The 14,547-nt window shown below is 39.9% G+C and carries 15 protein-coding genes and 1 tRNA gene; 5 read left to right on the top strand and 11 right to left on the bottom strand.

Features of this window, described 5'->3' with window-relative positions; translation table 11 throughout:
• Positions 1-5 precede the first annotated feature (5 nt).
• From lptB to F903_RS07880, 5 genes are read right to left on the bottom strand one after another with little or no spacing between them, the layout of a single operon-like run.
• The gene (gene lptB / locus F903_RS07900) at positions 6-752 is read right to left on the bottom strand and encodes an LPS export ABC transporter ATP-binding protein (protein ID WP_004668771.1); all 747 of its coding nucleotides are present in this window, start codon (positions 750-752) and stop codon (positions 6-8) included.
• A complete protein-coding gene (lptA, locus tag F903_RS07895) occupies positions 752-1,300 on the bottom strand; it encodes a lipopolysaccharide transport periplasmic protein LptA (RefSeq protein ID WP_004668773.1) in 549 nt (182 codons plus the stop codon). The genes lptB and lptA overlap by 1 nt, the downstream gene beginning before the upstream one ends.
• Positions 1,284-1,832, bottom strand: coding sequence for an LPS export ABC transporter periplasmic protein LptC (gene lptC / locus F903_RS07890; RefSeq protein ID WP_005196062.1), 549 nt, complete (start codon positions 1,830-1,832; stop codon positions 1,284-1,286). The genes lptA and lptC overlap by 17 nt, the downstream gene beginning before the upstream one ends.
• 46 nt (positions 1,833-1,878) lie before the next feature.
• Positions 1,879-2,418 carry a KdsC family phosphatase gene (locus F903_RS07885; RefSeq protein ID WP_004668776.1) on the bottom strand — a complete coding sequence of 180 codons (540 nt, stop codon included), beginning with the start codon at positions 2,416-2,418 and terminating at the stop codon, positions 1,879-1,881.
• A gap of 3 nt (positions 2,419-2,421) precedes the next feature.
• Entirely contained in the window at positions 2,422-3,399 is a 978-nt protein-coding gene (locus tag F903_RS07880) for a KpsF/GutQ family sugar-phosphate isomerase (protein ID WP_005196061.1), read from the bottom strand.
• Positions 3,400-3,665: 266 nt separating this feature from the next.
• Between F903_RS07880 and cysS the strand changes: the two genes are divergently transcribed.
• From cysS to F903_RS07865, 3 genes are all read left to right on the top strand, one after another.
• Positions 3,666-5,087: a cysteine--tRNA ligase gene (gene cysS, locus F903_RS07875; RefSeq protein ID WP_005196060.1), complete on the top strand. Its 1,422-nt coding sequence runs from the start codon at positions 3,666-3,668 to the stop codon at positions 5,085-5,087.
• Between the two features lie 75 nt (positions 5,088-5,162).
• A tRNA-Gly gene (locus F903_RS07870) sits at positions 5,163-5,238 on the top strand.
• 183 nt (positions 5,239-5,421) lie between these two features.
• The gene (locus F903_RS07865) at positions 5,422-5,898 is read left to right on the top strand and encodes a copper resistance protein NlpE (RefSeq protein ID WP_005196059.1); all 477 of its coding nucleotides are present in this window, start codon (positions 5,422-5,424) and stop codon (positions 5,896-5,898) included.
• Positions 5,899-6,011: 113 nt separating this feature from the next.
• On the opposite strand, the gene F903_RS07860 is transcribed toward F903_RS07865, so the two are convergent.
• On the bottom strand, positions 6,012-7,613 hold the full coding sequence (locus F903_RS07860; protein ID WP_004668784.1) for an isocitrate lyase: 1,602 nt from the start codon (positions 7,611-7,613) through the stop codon (positions 6,012-6,014).
• 533 nt (positions 7,614-8,146) lie between these two features.
• Here F903_RS07860 and F903_RS07855 point away from each other — a divergent pair.
• On the top strand, positions 8,147-9,136 hold the full coding sequence (locus tag F903_RS07855) for a LysR family transcriptional regulator (RefSeq protein ID WP_004668785.1): 990 nt from the start codon (positions 8,147-8,149) through the stop codon (positions 9,134-9,136).
• A gap of 132 nt (positions 9,137-9,268) precedes the next feature.
• Positions 9,269-10,597, top strand: a complete 1,329-nt coding sequence (locus F903_RS07850; RefSeq protein ID WP_004668788.1) for a polyamine export protein PaeA — start codon at positions 9,269-9,271, stop codon at positions 10,595-10,597.
• A 40-nt stretch (positions 10,598-10,637) separates the two neighbouring features.
• Here the strand turns inward: F903_RS07850 and F903_RS07845 are convergent, their stop codons facing one another.
• The 5 genes from F903_RS07845 to F903_RS16565 form a co-directional block, all read right to left on the bottom strand.
• The gene (locus F903_RS07845; protein ID WP_004668790.1) at positions 10,638-10,901 is read right to left on the bottom strand and encodes a ribosomal protein L7/L12; all 264 of its coding nucleotides are present in this window, start codon (positions 10,899-10,901) and stop codon (positions 10,638-10,640) included.
• Between the two features lie 64 nt (positions 10,902-10,965).
• Complete coding sequence (locus F903_RS07840; protein WP_004668792.1) at positions 10,966-11,481, bottom strand: hypothetical protein; 516 nt, start codon at positions 11,479-11,481, stop codon at positions 10,966-10,968.
• Between the two features lie 141 nt (positions 11,482-11,622).
• A complete protein-coding gene (gene cysN / locus F903_RS07835; RefSeq protein ID WP_005196055.1) occupies positions 11,623-13,236 on the bottom strand; it encodes a sulfate adenylyltransferase subunit CysN in 1,614 nt (537 codons plus the stop codon).
• An 83-nt stretch (positions 13,237-13,319) separates the two neighbouring features.
• A complete protein-coding gene (gene cysD / locus F903_RS07830; protein ID WP_004668796.1) occupies positions 13,320-14,228 on the bottom strand; it encodes a sulfate adenylyltransferase subunit CysD in 909 nt (302 codons plus the stop codon).
• Positions 14,221-14,319: a hypothetical protein gene (locus F903_RS16565; RefSeq protein WP_004668798.1), complete on the bottom strand. Its 99-nt coding sequence runs from the start codon at positions 14,317-14,319 to the stop codon at positions 14,221-14,223. The genes cysD and F903_RS16565 overlap by 8 nt, the downstream gene beginning before the upstream one ends.
• Positions 14,320-14,547 lie beyond the last annotated feature (228 nt).

Raw genomic sequence — 14,547 nt, 5'->3', positions numbered from 1 at the left:
ATTGTCTAAACAACAAAATCATCACCCAAATAAACTTTACGTACTTGCTCATTATCAAGGATTTCTTGCGGCGTGCCTTCAGCAATCACCGCCCCCTCACTAACGATATAGGCTTTTTCACAAATTGCCAGCGTTTCTCGTACATTATGATCCGTAATGAGTACGCCAATTCCTCTGTCTTTAAGGGTCTGAATAATGTCCTTAATATCACCTACAGAAATAGGATCTACACCTGCAAATGGCTCATCCAGCAGCATAAATTTAGGGTCAGCAGCCAAAGCACGTGCAATTTCGGCACGACGACGCTCACCACCAGAAACACTCATGCCTAATGAATCTTTAATATGATTAATTTTGAAATCATTTAATAATTCATTCAGACGTTGCTGACGTTGCTGCTTATTCAAATCTTTACGCGTTTCCAAAATCGCCATAATGTTTTCGGCAATGGTCAACTTTCTAAAGATCGAAGCTTCCTGAGGTAAGTAGCCAATTCCTTTACGAGCACGCTCATGCATGGCAAGATCAGATAAATCAAGATCATCTAAATGAATCTCGCCTTTATCCATCCGAACCAAACCAACGACCATATAAAAGCTCGTCGTTTTACCCGCACCATTCGGACCAAGCAATCCTACGATTTGCCCACTTTGCATGGTAAAAGACACATCTTTTACCACCCAACGTTTACTATAGTTTTTCGCTAGATGCTTAATACATAAAGTTTGTGGTTGTTGCACCGATTGTTCCATTAATCACGCGCCCCTGGAAAACTTTTTGAACTTGATGGTGGAATAATAATTTGCACACGATTTGTTGAAGAACCTTGAGCCTCAACATCGCCTTTATTCATACTATATTTTAAGCTATCACCACGAATACTTGAGCCATTCTGATAAAGATAGGCCTTTCCAGATAAAGTCAGAATACCCGTATCCGCATTATAAACAATCTGTTGTGCTTCACCGCGCGCTAAACCCTTATTCGTATCAATTTGCTGCTGAAATTTCGCCAGTTGGCCTTTAGCCGTAATGGTCTGAATTTCTTTTTTACTATTTAAGGTAGCAATAATTGAATCTGCCTGAAGTCTCATCGTTCCCTGTTCAATCACAACATTTCCCGTATAAGTTGTGATACCTGTTCGATCATTGTATGTGGCACGATCTGCAACTAAAGAAAGTTGTTGATTACGATCAGACGGCAAAGCAAAGCTTGAACTGGAAAATAATGCAGCCACAGCAATACAAGTAAACTGTTTTAAGAAAGTAAAACGATATTTAGAATTAAGAGCTTGGCGCATACTTTCCTCGAACTTTATAAAATTCATATTGACCATCATTCAAATTTGCTTTTAAACCCTGACTCACAAATTCGGTTGTTGGGGATTGAACAATGACTTGGTGTTGGGTTTCTAGTTCTCTTGTTTTTGGATAACCGGTAATTTCATCTGTATGAAACTCCATGTTGCCCTGATCCGACAAGTTTGTGACGACAACATCTCCAGCCAATACAATTTTACGGTTTTCATCATAACCATTTGCTCGTAGGGCAGAAAAAGTGGCATCAGGTTTTCCCTGTTTGTACATAACCGCTTTCAGTTGGTCAAGCTGCGAGGTTTTCTGCTGCATATCCTGCTGTAGTTGTTTTACTTCAGCACGAATGTACAAATTACCCTGTTCATCTGTTTGCGTTAAATGAACCCCATGCGCTGAATAAGTCATATTCTTCGCTGAGTCTACATCCAACTTTTTTGCCTTGCCGCTAAAGTAGTAAAAGCCGCCACTTACAGAAGCGACCACAATAGCAACAACATATAAAACTTTGGTATCCATAAACAGGGTTACCTAACCTTTGAGCAAATCAACGCTATTAAGTATATTAATGTGGTACCGCAAGATATTTTTCAAGCAGCTCTTGGTAAACACCTTTTGCCATCAATAACATATCACAGACCTCTCTTACAGCCCCACGGCCACCCATTGCTTGCGTCACCAAGTGGGCACGTCGACGTACTTCTTCATGGCCATTCGGCACTGTAATACTCATACCCGCAATGGCAAATGCAGATAAATCAGGCCAATCATCGCCCATATATAAGCAGTCTTCAGGTAAGATATTGAACTGCGCACAAGCTTCACGTAGTGCCACGCCTTTATCTTCACGCCCTTGGAAAACCAAATCTACGCCCAAATCCGACATACGTTTTTCAACAATATGACTTTTACGGCCTGTGATAATAATCACTTTCATGCCCGCTTTTTGAACCAATTTCATCCCTAAACCATCGCGAATATCAAATGATTTAATTTCATCGCCAGAATTGGTTAAGGTTACAAAGCCATCGCTTAAAATCCCATCCACATCAAGCACCAGTGCTTGTAAATGACGTGCTTGTTCTTGTAAAGCATACGATGCCATGGCTTAATTTACTCCAGCTTCAATAAGATCGTGCATACTAATAACACCAATTACTTTTTTAGCATCATCAACAACAACGAATTGGTTAATTTTTTTCTCATGCATTTTTTCCAATGCTTCCACTGCTCGAGCTTCTTGAGAAATCGTCATCGGATTTTCCGTCATCACAGCGGATACAGCAGCATTCACATCAAAACCCTGTTGCCGATCGATCATTCGACGCAAATCACCATCAGTAAAAATCCCCAATAAGGTATCTTGCTCATCAACAACAGTGGTCAGGCCCAGCCGTTTATCAGAAATCTCGTACAGCACCTTATTCATCGGTGTATCAGGATGAACTTTTGGCAACTCTGCACCGGTATGCATCAAGTGCTTCACATGTAGAAGTAAACGCTTGCCCAACGCACCCGCTGGATGTGAACGCGCAAAATCATCAGCGGTAAATCCACGCGCTTCCAATAACGCAACTGCCAAAGTATCACCTAACACAAGTGTTGCGGTGGTACTCGATGTCGGTGCTAAACCTAAAGGACAAGCTTCATCCGCTAAACCTAGTGTCAGCGGAATATCTGCATTTTGTGGCATTGGACCTTTATCATCACGACTAATGGTAATCAAAGGCACTTCTAGATGCTTGATCAAAGGCATCAACATCATAATTTCATCACTCTTTCCAGAGTTAGAAATCGCAATCAAAACATCTCCACGCACCAACATGCCTAAGTCACCATGTCCTGCCTCACCCGGATGCATAAAGAATGATGGCGTGCCTGTTGAAGCAAAAGTTGCTGCCATTTTGCGACCGATATGACCTGATTTGCCCATACCCGTGATCACGACGCGCCCTTTGCACTGCAATAAGATTTCACATGCACGATCAAAGCGCTCATCAATTTGTGTGGCAAGCACTTCTATGGCTTGTTGTTCAATACGCAAGGTTTCCAATGCGCTTTTTTGGAAATTTATGACTTGTGACATGTGAGTTTGACTCAAAGTAATGCTCAATCCACTTGATAGTAGATAATTTTAATCAAAAGAATACGGCAGATTCTAGCATAACTGTGAATTATACACGTTTCTAAATGTATAAGTTTTCAAGGAAGATGAAGAGATATAAAACAAGCTAAAATCAACCATAATAAAAATACTTGTTCCCTCTGATCTTTTTTCTCCAGACAACTTTATGAAATATGGTGCATACGTTATGATGAATCACGATTTTTGTAGAGTGTTTGAAAACCCTTATGCAACCTTTTGTTTTATATAACTCAGAGCAACGTAAAAAAGTTGAATTTGTCCCACGTAACGAAGGACAAATCGATATCTATGTCTGTGGTATGACCGTATACGATTACTGTCATATTGGACATGCTCGCGTTATGGTTGCATTCGACTTCATTACCCGCTTCTTGCGTAGTCAAGGCTGGAAAGTTCGCTACATTCGCAACATTACTGACATAGACGACAAAATCATTGCTCGTGCCAATGAAAATGGTGAAAGCATTCAACAACTCACTGCTCGATTTATTGAGGCAATGAATGAAGATGCGACAAACTTAGGCTGTATCGCACCTGATGAAGCACCGAAAGCGACAGATTATATTGATCAGATGCAAAGCATGATCAGCACTTTAGTAGATAAAGGTGCGGCTTATCCTGCTGCAAATGGTGATGTCTATTTTGAAGTGACTAAATTCAATAAATATGGTCGCTTATCAGGTCGCAAACTAGATGATATGCAAGCAGGTGCATCAGAACGTGTTGATGTCGAAGTTGATAAAAAACACCCTTTTGATTTTGTACTTTGGAAACACGCCAAAGCCAATGAACCTGCTTGGGCTTCTCCTTGGGGCAATGGTCGTCCCGGTTGGCATATCGAATGTTCTGCCATGTCGACCTGCTGCTTAGGCAATCACTTTGACATTCATGGTGGCGGCTCAGATCTGATGTTCCCACACCATGAGAATGAAATCGCGCAAAGTGAAGCTTCTACTGGCGAACAATATGTAAATTATTGGATGCACGTTGGTTTCATCAATGTTGATGGCGAGAAAATGTCTAAATCTTTAGGCAACTTCTTTACCATTCGTGATGTGATGGAAAAATTCCATCCCGAAGTCATTCGCTATTTCATCGTGTCGTCGCATTATCGTAGTCCAGTCAACTTTTCCGATGTTGCATTAAAAGAAGCCAAAACAGCTCTTAGCCGTTTTTATCATTCTTTTAAAGCCTATCAACAAGTTTATGGACAAAAAACAGTTGAAACATTAGAAGCCAGTTTCGTTGAACGTTTTAACAATGCCATGCGAGATGACTTTAATACTGCTGAAGCGATGGCGGTATTATTTGAACTAAATAAAGAATTGAATCGTGCTGTAAAAGACGAACAGGCTGAACAAGCGACCGTTCTATACTCTACGCTACGAAACCTAACCAATGTTTTAGCTTTAGTTCAACACGATGTAGATGATTTTTTAAAGTCTAATATTGGTCAAGAAGCCCTTTCTCTATCTGATACAGAAATTGAAGATTTCATACAACAACGTGTAGATGCAAAAAAAGCCAAAGACTTTGCGAAGGCAGATGCAATTCGTCAATCCTTGCTCGATCAAGGTGTGGTACTTGAAGATAGCCGTCAAGGCACGATTTGGCGTCGCGCTGACTAATTTAGTCAAAAAACAACCAATCAACAACTTATAGAGTTGACAGTTTTATTAAACACTCTATAATGCGTCCATATTGCGGGAATAGCTCAGTTGGTAGAGCATAACCTTGCCAAGGTTGGGGTCGGGAGTTCGAGTCTCCTTTCCCGCTCCAGATTCAAAGAAAGGCACCTATCGAAAGATAGGTGCCTTTCTTCTTATATATTTGATACATCTCAGTTTCATCTTAACCGTCCTGTTTTACCAAAAATTAAATAACACTTACACTCCCCTACTATTATTTTCTTTTAAAATCTCATAACTTGGGTATCAATATTTTCACAGGGTTGTATCTAAGATGAAAAAATCAATAATCGCAGTTTCGCTTGCATCTGTATTTCTAGTGGCTTGTAATAAGTCAGAAACACCAAAAGATGACCACTCAACCCCTCCTGCAGTAACAACAGAGGCTGCATCTGAACCGATGATCGATCGTGAACATACCGCAGAAAACTCTTTAGATTGGAATGGTAGCTATAAAGGTGTATTACCTTGCGCCGATTGTGAAGGTATCGAAACAAAACTAGAGCTTAATTCGGATAAAACTTTTGAATTAGAAGAAACTTATCTCGGTAAAGGTGATGGGAAATCTTTTGAAAGTAAAGGTAGCTTCCAGTTTGATCGCAACAACACATCTATTATTGAACTAGACAAAGCTGGTGATAGCCGCAAATACTTTGTTGCCGAAGGCTACTTAAAAGCACTTGATTTAGAAGGCAATGAAATCACAGGTGCACTCGCAGATAAATACCAACTCAACAAAGAAGCAGAATAATTTTTCTGCGATGAATGCTCACACATTGTGAGCATTTTTTATCGGTAAATATCAATCTAAGTATAAAAAAACCCTGCTTTATCAGCAGGGTTTTTTTTGAATCAAATCAGGGCTTAGCCACCGAATTGGTTCATTGTGTTTTTAGAATCATCACCAGCTTTCAATGCATTGTCGCCAGCGAAGATTTCTTTATGGTCATCACCGATGTCAGAACCAGCCATTGCTTGGTGTTTAACACATGCGATACCACCGCGGATTTCTTTACGTTGTACGCCAGCAACATAAGCCAACATACCTTCAGAACCGAAGTAACCTTGTGCAAGCTCATGAGTAGAAAGCGCAGCAGTATGGTAAGTCGGAAGTGTGATCAAGTGATGGAACACACCCGCTTCACGAGAAGCATCTGCTTGGAAAGTACGGATTTTAGCATCAGCATCAGCAGCCAATTCAGTCTCATCGTACTCAGCGCTCATTAATTTAGCACGGTCGTAAGCAGAAACGTCTTTACCTTCAGCAACCCAACGATCGTAAGCTTGTTGACGGAAGTTTAAAGTCCAGTTGAATGATGGGCTGTTGTTATAAACAAGCTTCGCATTTGGAACAGTTTCACGTACACGGTTAACCATGTGAGCGATTTCGTCAACGTTTGGAGTCGCAGTTTCGATCCAAAGAAGGTCAGCACCATTTTGAAGGCTAGATACACAGTCAAGTACAACACGGTCAATTTGAGTGTCAGCACGGAACTGATATAAACCAGAAGCTAAACGCTTAGGACGGTGTAATTTACCATTACGTTTGATCAAGATTTCGTCTTCTTGAGCATCAGCAATATCAATTTCAGAAGTTTCTAAATAGCTAATGTACTGAGAAGCGATGTCACCTGGCTCTTTAACCACTGGGATTTTTTGAGTTAAGTCAGCGCCTTCAGAGTCAGTACGTGCAACGATGATACCGTCATCAAGACCCATTTCTAAGAATGCATAACGTAATGCATGGATCTTAGCGATAAAGTCTTCATGTGGAACTGTTACTTTACCAGCTTGGTGACCACATTGTTTCGCGTCAGATACTTGGTTTTCGATTTGAAGTGCACAAGCACCTGCTTCGATCATTTTCTTAGCAAGTAAGTAAGTTGCTTCTTCGTTACCGAAACCAGCATCGATGTCCGCAATAATTGGCACAACGTGAGTTTGGAAACCATCGATTTGAGCAGTGATTTCAGCAGCTTTAGCTGTATCACCCGCTTCTTTTGCTTTTTTAAGCGCGCGGAATAAATCGTTTAATTCTTTCGCATCAGCTTGACGTAAGAAGGTGTAGATTTCACCAATTAACGCAGCAACTGAAGTTTTTTCATGCATAGATTGGTCAGGAAGTGGACCAAATTCTGAACGAAGTGCAGCAACCATCCAACCAGAAAGGTAGATATAACGACGTTCAGTTGTACCGAAGTATTTTTTGTTCGCAATCATTTTTTGTTGCGCGATAAAACCGTGCCAGCAACCTAATGATTGAGTGTATTTGCTAGAGTCAGCATCATATTCAGCCATATCACGACGCATAATTGCAGCGGTATATTTAGCAATATCTAGACCTGTTTTGAATTGGTTTTGCAATTGCATACGCGCAGCATCTTCTGGGCTAATATCGCGCCAAGTGTCGCCGAATTTTGCTTTTAGTTCGCGGATTGCATCAATCGCTGTTTGATATGTAGTCATGATATATTCCTTTGAGGATTGGCATCGAATGATTGCTAAAAATCATGCTTTTCGCAGTCTAGATTTCAAGCACTTCATCAACATGTTTCACAGCTTAGTCTTTGCAAACGAATTTATCCAATATTCTAGGTTAATCTTCAGTATTTTTTTAAAAAATACATGGATAAAGACGTATTCACAATAACATATAATCAATTTAAGATATTGTTTTAAATTATATTTTTTTCATTAAAAGTTCATCAGCACTGTCTCGATGCTGTTGTAACACGCAATATCTGCTTTCTTTAAATCAGAAAAAGCGTTAAAAAAAACCGATTCGATAGCGCTTCATTGTGATCTTTTTTATTATACCCATATTCTTTCCTCCCAAAAATAGCGCAAATTGACTGCTGAACAAGACAGAATTATGCTTTCAATAGCTTACGCCATTCATTACTGTGCAATTGTTTTTATATCGTATTAAGTTACGCAAACTGCTTTAAATATGTCATAATCCAGCACAATTTAAAGATTTTATTTTCGGTATTTTTTTTATGAATCTGGAACGGGTCGATCTCAATTTATTAATATATCTTGATGTACTTCTTCGTGAAAAAAATGTCACACGCGCCGCGGAACAGCTCGGTGTTACCCAACCAGCGATGAGTAATATTTTACGTCGTTTACGTAATTTATTTAATGATCCTTTATTGATCCGTTCATCAGAAGGCATGACCCCGACTGAACGTGCATTAGAATTACAACCTCGTATTCGTGATGCACTATCAGACCTTTCGATGATTCTGGAACCGCGTACCGAGTTCAGACCATACACCAGTACTCGCGTGTTTCGCATTATGACATCTGACTATGCTGAGGCAACTTTAGTTCCTCGCTTAGTCAAAGCATTACGCTCAGAAGCACCCAATGTCGTACTCGACTTTTTGACCCCAAGCGATGTCTCATATCGAGACATGGAACAAGGCAAAGTCGATTTAGCCATTAACCGTTTCAATGAAATTCCGCAAAGCTTTCACCAAGTCTTAGTTTGGCGTGATAGCTTTAGTTGTATTTTAAATGATAAGCACCCTGCCGTTACCCACCTCAACCTCAAAAGTTATTTAGATGCTCAACATATTTGGGTATCAAAAACAGGGATGGGCGTTGGCTTCGGTGTAAATCCAGACAAACAAGCGGGTTTAGGTTGGATTGATCAAGCATTAGAACGTATCGGTCAACGTCGTAAGATTTCAGTCTTTACCCGACACTATCAAATGCCTGCCCTTTTAGCTCAAAATGTTGATTTAATCGCAACGCTCCCAACACGGATGGCACAACTACAAACACAAAATCAAAGACTGGTCATCAAAGATCCTCCTTTTTATATTCCAGAATTTGAACTTAAAATGGCTTGGTGTCCTTTACTTCATCATCATCCAGCGCACCGTTGGTTAAGACAACTGATTCTATTTGTCGCGCGACAAATGATTGAAGAAGAAAACCGTGAGTTTTTATTAAATAACTCACAGTTTTCACAATACTAAAATTAGCTCATTACCTTAAAGTCTTTTCACTTTAAAATATGAGTAGTGCTGAGTTGATCTAAAGATTAACTCAGCGTCTTTTTTATGTTAAAACATTATGATAATTAATAATGATGAAAATCTAGGTGACGTGTGAGTCTCGTACAAAATATCATTATCATTGCCATGCTGATTGTTGCAGCAGGCTTTTTATCACTCACTGAAATCGCGCTAGCAGGTGCTCGCAAAGTTAAACTTAAGATTCTCGCAGAATCTGGAGAGCATCGCGCTCAAAAAGTGCTCGACCTACAAGAACAGTCTGCTGATTTCTTTGCCGCTTCACAAATTGGGCTAAATGCTGTTGCTATTTTAGGTGGTATTTTAGGTGAAGCAGCGTTTCGGCCTCATTTTATTGAGCTGATTAGTCGCTTTTATACAGGACCATGGTTAGAAAACATTGGTTTCGCCGTTTCCTTTACTTTCGTTACGTCTCTTTTTATTCTATTTGCCGATTTGATGCCAAAACGTCTGGCAATGATCGCACCAGAAAAAATTGCGATTAGTGTCATCGATCCGATCCAAATCTTTATTAAGGTCTGCAAACCCTTGGCTTGGGGCATCAATGCGATCGCAAACTTGTTATTCCGCCTATTTAAAGTGAATACGGTGCGTGATGACAATATTACCTTTGATGATATTTCCGCAGTCATGGATGCTGGCGCTCAAGCAGGTGTTTTACAAAAACAAGAACATCATTTCATTGAAAATGTATTTGAATTAGAAGAACGTACTGTTCCATCAAGTATGACCACGCGAGAAAATGTGGTTTATTTTACCCTGAAAGAAAATGAAAGTAGTATTCGCCAAAAATTAGCTGAATACCCTTATTCAAAGTTTTTAGTCTGCAATGAACATATTGACCAAGTTATTGGCTATGTCGATACCAAAGACATTTTGGTCCGTATTTTAAATAATCAATCTTTGCTACAGCTGAATGAGTCCACGATTCGTACGGTTCTCATGCTTCCAGACACCCTAACCTTATCAGAGGTACTGGATCGATTTCGTTCAACCAAAGAAAAATTTGCAGTCGTTATCAATGAATATGCATTCGTGGTTGGTGTCATTACCTTGAGCGATATTATGATTACGGTGATGGGCGATTGGGTTACACCGCTGGAAGAAGATCTACAAATTATTAAACGTGATAATCATTCATGGTTAATTGATGGCAGTACCCCGATAGAAGATGTAAAGCATGTCTTGGAAATTGAAGAATTCCCTGAAAACGAAAACTACGAGACGATCGCAGGCTTTATCATGTATCGTTTACGCAAGATTCCCCGCCCCGCTGATGCTGTAGAATATGCGGGTTTCAAATTTGAGGTGGTCGATATTGATCACTATAAGATTGATCAGCTGCTGGTGACTCAAATCCTATCTAGCCAAGAAAGTGAATCCTTCTCAATTCCAGAAGATTAAAATTACACTGAATTAAAAAGCCCATTGACTGGGCTTTATTTTATTTCATCACAAACCAAATTAAGATGGCCAAAATAAAGAAGATCAAAACAAAAAGTTTGATTCCCCCTCGACTACGCTGGGCCAACTGTTCTTGGATACGCGCCTGTTCTTGCGGATGATCTTGTAAATATTGATCCACCAAATCTTTTGATTCTTTTAAGCCTAAACCCGTTTTTTCACGGGTAATCTTGATGGCATCAATTAATTTACCTTCTCGTAATACTTGTAAAGCCTCTGGCGGAATCTTCGTAGCTAAACGCATAAAATCAACAATCCTTGTTATTTTCAATGTGAGGATTCAAGCAGGACACCGCGTTTATGAGGTTTTAATTGCCACCATAAAGTGAAATTAACTCATCGAGTGTTGCTTGATAATGAATCGAAATATCTTCAGCTAAAATCTTGTAGGCGTTATCAAACTGAACCATCGGCCAACCTTCCTTCCAGAACGGGAAAATATTGTGCAGACCTTCAGTGACAATTGCATCTTCACGACTAATTGCTTGAGCCACTTGCGAGAGTACTTGTGCAGTTTCAGCACCATCAATCGCAAGATAATCAATACCACGTACTTTTAAAATACGAATACGATCTTTTTTATAACGGATTTTTTTTGCTTGCCCTGCATTCAAACCCAATGCCAGTGTAACAGCTTCAACAAATTTATCTTCAAAACTTGTATGCAATGCCACCAATGCTTGTTTATGTGCTTCTTGACGACCTGCTTTACCACCATTGACGATCATCTCTTTGGCTTCAACATCAAGCTCATCTTTTCTCATAGACTGTAAAATGTCTAAAATTTCGATATCGCTTAAAGATTCAGGAGAGTGCTCAGTCATGGGAGTCCTTGGATAAAAATATAAAGGGCTATTGTCGCATAAAAGCAATATCAAAGTAGGATAAAATTAAATACGATTTTAGATACAAACCACAAAAAAGAAGCCCGCTTGCGCGAGCTTCTTTTCAATAAACCCAAGCGATTACAGACGAACCAATGTCACAATCTTTTCAGCTGCATCTTCAACTGACTCAGCTGCTACCTCAGTATCAGTAGTATCAACCGTTGTTGTAATGACAACCACACCTGTTTCACGCAACAAGTTGATTTGCTCAACTGTTAAATCTGCTTTAGCAATTGCAACCACACCTTGTTGAATCAACAAGCTCTCTAAAGCATGCGCTTTTTCGAGCAACTGTGCAGACACACCAATCACCGCAGGTTTTTGACCTAAACGAGCAGCACGATCTTCTGCGGTCACAGGATTGCTATGCGCAGTCCATTCCACTGCAGCTTCAACCATACCCGCACCAACCGTTACATTGCTTAAACGATCAATGAAAATGAATGAACCTGTATAACGACTGTCTTGATATTGGTCAAACACCACTGGTGCATCAAACTCGACCACAACATCTGCAATGGCATTTAACTCAAGCTCTTCAACTTGAGTATGCTCAAGGGTATTTACATTAACACGGTAATTAATTGTAGTTACTTTCGCAGGAACAGTTTGCGTACCCACTTTCAAGTTATACAGTTTGCCTTTTACCAAAGGATGTTCTGTCATCCACACCACAGATGCACGTACACTACGTGAAATCAGCGGTTGCTCACCCGCACGCACCAAAACATTCCCACGAGAAATATCAATCTCATCATTTAAAGTTAAGGTTACGGCTTGGCCTGCAAAGGCACGTTCAAGATTGCCATCATAGGTGACAATCTCTTTAACCGTTGATTTTTTACCTGATGGTAAAGCTAAGATTTCATCACCAACATTAATGCTACCCAATGCGATCGTACCGGCAAAGCCACGGAAATCGAGATTAGGACGATTGACATATTGAACAGGGAAACGGAATTCTCGCTTATTTGATTCGCGTTTAATTTCCACTGACTCAAGAATATTCATCAAGGTTTGACCCTTGTACCACGGCGTACTTTCAGATGGATTGACGACGTTATCACCATTCAACGCAGAGATCGGTACAAAGACAATATTCTCAGGACAACGATCACCAAGCTGGCTCACAAAAGCATCATATTCCACTTGGATTTCATTGAAACGCACTGCTGAGAATTCAACCAAGTCCATCTTGTTAATTGCAACCACGATATTTTTGATACCGAGTAAACTTGCAATAAAGGTATGACGACGCGTTTGTGTTTGCACACCATAACGTGCATCAATCAAGATAATCGCAAGATCCGCAGTAGACGCACCTGTCGCCATATTACGAGTATATTGCTCATGTCCTGGTGTATCCGCGATGATGAACTTACGTTTTTCGGTTGAGAAATAACGATAAGCGACATCAATGGTAATACCCTGCTCACGTTCAGCTTGTAAACCATCGACAAGTAAAGCAAGGTCAGGCGCATCACCCGTTGTGCCGACTTTTTTACTGTCACGTGTGACCGCTTGCAATTGATCTTCATAAATCAACTTTGAATCATAAAGCAAACGACCAATTAAGGTACTTTTACCATCATCGACATTACCGCATGTTAAGAAGCGCAATAAGTCTTTTTGTTCATGCTGTTTTAAATAACCCAAGATATCTTGGCTAATAAGATCTGATTGATGAGACATTGCTCAAAACTCCACAAAATTTGAAATCGGATTTTGTAATCTCCCTAAATCCCTCTTTTAAAAGAGGGACTTACTTAAGGAAATTAGAAATAACCTTCCTGCTTTTTCTTTTCCATCGAGCCGGCTTCATCATGGTCAATCATACGACCTTGACGCTCTGAACTGGTTGCTAAAAGCATTTCTTGGATAATTTCAGGCAAGTTATCCGCTTCAGATTCAACTGCACCTGTCAGTGGGTAACAACCAAGTGTACGGAAACGTACCGATTTCATTTGTGGAACTTCACCTTCTTTTAAACGCATACGCTCATCATCCACCATGATCAACGTGCCACTGCGCTCAACCACTGGGCGAACAGCAGAGAAATAAAGCGGAACCAATTGAATATTTTCCAAGTAGATATATTGCCAAATATCTAACTCAGTCCAGTTCGACAATGGGAAAACACGGATGCTTTCACCTTTGTTGACTTTACCGTTATAGAGATTCCAAAGTTCTGGACGTTGGTTTTTAGGGTCCCAACGATGTTTAGTATCACGGAACGAATAAACACGTTCTTTGGCACGTGATTTTTCTTCATCACGGCGTGCGCCACCAAAAGCTGCATCAAATTGGTATTTATCCAAAGCTTGCTTTAAACCCTGCGTTTTCATGATGTCAGTATATTTCGAGCTACCATGATCAAATGGGTTAATTCCAGCGTCACGACCTTCTTTGTTTTGATGCACGATCAAATCAAAGCCATGTGTTTTTGCCATGTTGTCACGAAAGGTGATCATGTCTTTAAATTTCCAACCCGTATCTACATGTAGAAGTGGGAATGGAAGTTTTGCTGGATAGAATGCTTTTAAAGCCAGATGCAACATCACCGCTGAGTCTTTACCAATCGAGTAAAGCATGACAGGGTTTTCAAATTCGGCAGCAACTTCACGAATGATATGAATACTTTCAGCCTCAAGTTGTTTGAGGTGCGTTAATCTATTTTCAGTCATGTACACTTACCTCCTTATCCATGTTACCCATAAAATCTATAAGTGGTATTAAACCACCACTTGGAAGACCGTGTGGAGGAACGAGTGCCATAACAACTCCAATTTTTCGTGATATCAATATGCTTACTAGTGGCTTATTCACCAGCCAGTAAAGTTTATTCATTATAATAATTTAGATCGACTTCTTTAGCTTGTTTTTTCATATCAATATGCAAAATTGTGATATGCAAACATCAATAAAATATCAACAAACCTGAATAACGTACGCTAAATATTTTAGGATTCACATGATTTTATTCATGCAAAAAAAGAAGCCTAG

It is taken from the genome of Acinetobacter sp. NIPH 298 (assembly GCF_000369505.1).
In the GTDB taxonomy this organism is placed as follows: domain Bacteria; phylum Pseudomonadota; class Gammaproteobacteria; order Pseudomonadales; family Moraxellaceae; genus Acinetobacter.
This window is presented reverse-complemented; position numbering and strand designations above follow the sequence as displayed.

Coding starts and splice junctions, on each gene's coding strand:
- lptB (WP_004668771.1), bottom strand. CDS start 752: ATGGAACAATCGGTGCAACAACCACAAACTTTATGTATTAAGCATCTA.
- lptA (WP_004668773.1), bottom strand. CDS start 1,300: ATGCGCCAAGCTCTTAATTCTAAATATCGTTTTACTTTCTTAAAACAG.
- lptC (WP_005196062.1), bottom strand. CDS start 1,832: ATGGATACCAAAGTTTTATATGTTGTTGCTATTGTGGTCGCTTCTGTA.
- F903_RS07885 (WP_004668776.1), bottom strand. CDS start 2,418: ATGGCATCGTATGCTTTACAAGAACAAGCACGTCATTTACAAGCACTG.
- F903_RS07880 (WP_005196061.1), bottom strand. CDS start 3,399: ATGTCACAAGTCATAAATTTCCAAAAAAGCGCATTGGAAACCTTGCGT.
- cysS (WP_005196060.1), top strand. CDS start 3,666: ATGCAACCTTTTGTTTTATATAACTCAGAGCAACGTAAAAAAGTTGAA.
- F903_RS07865 (WP_005196059.1), top strand. CDS start 5,422: ATGAAAAAATCAATAATCGCAGTTTCGCTTGCATCTGTATTTCTAGTG.
- F903_RS07860 (WP_004668784.1), bottom strand. CDS start 7,613: ATGACTACATATCAAACAGCGATTGATGCAATCCGCGAACTAAAAGCA.
- F903_RS07855 (WP_004668785.1), top strand. CDS start 8,147: ATGAATCTGGAACGGGTCGATCTCAATTTATTAATATATCTTGATGTA.
- F903_RS07845 (WP_004668790.1), bottom strand. CDS start 10,901: ATGCGTTTAGCTACGAAGATTCCGCCAGAGGCTTTACAAGTATTACGA.
- F903_RS07840 (WP_004668792.1), bottom strand. CDS start 11,481: ATGACTGAGCACTCTCCTGAATCTTTAAGCGATATCGAAATTTTAGAC.
- cysN (WP_005196055.1), bottom strand. CDS start 13,236: ATGTCTCATCAATCAGATCTTATTAGCCAAGATATCTTGGGTTATTTA.
- cysD (WP_004668796.1), bottom strand. CDS start 14,228: ATGACTGAAAATAGATTAACGCACCTCAAACAACTTGAGGCTGAAAGT.
- F903_RS16565 (WP_004668798.1), bottom strand. CDS start 14,319: ATGGCACTCGTTCCTCCACACGGTCTTCCAAGTGGTGGTTTAATACCA.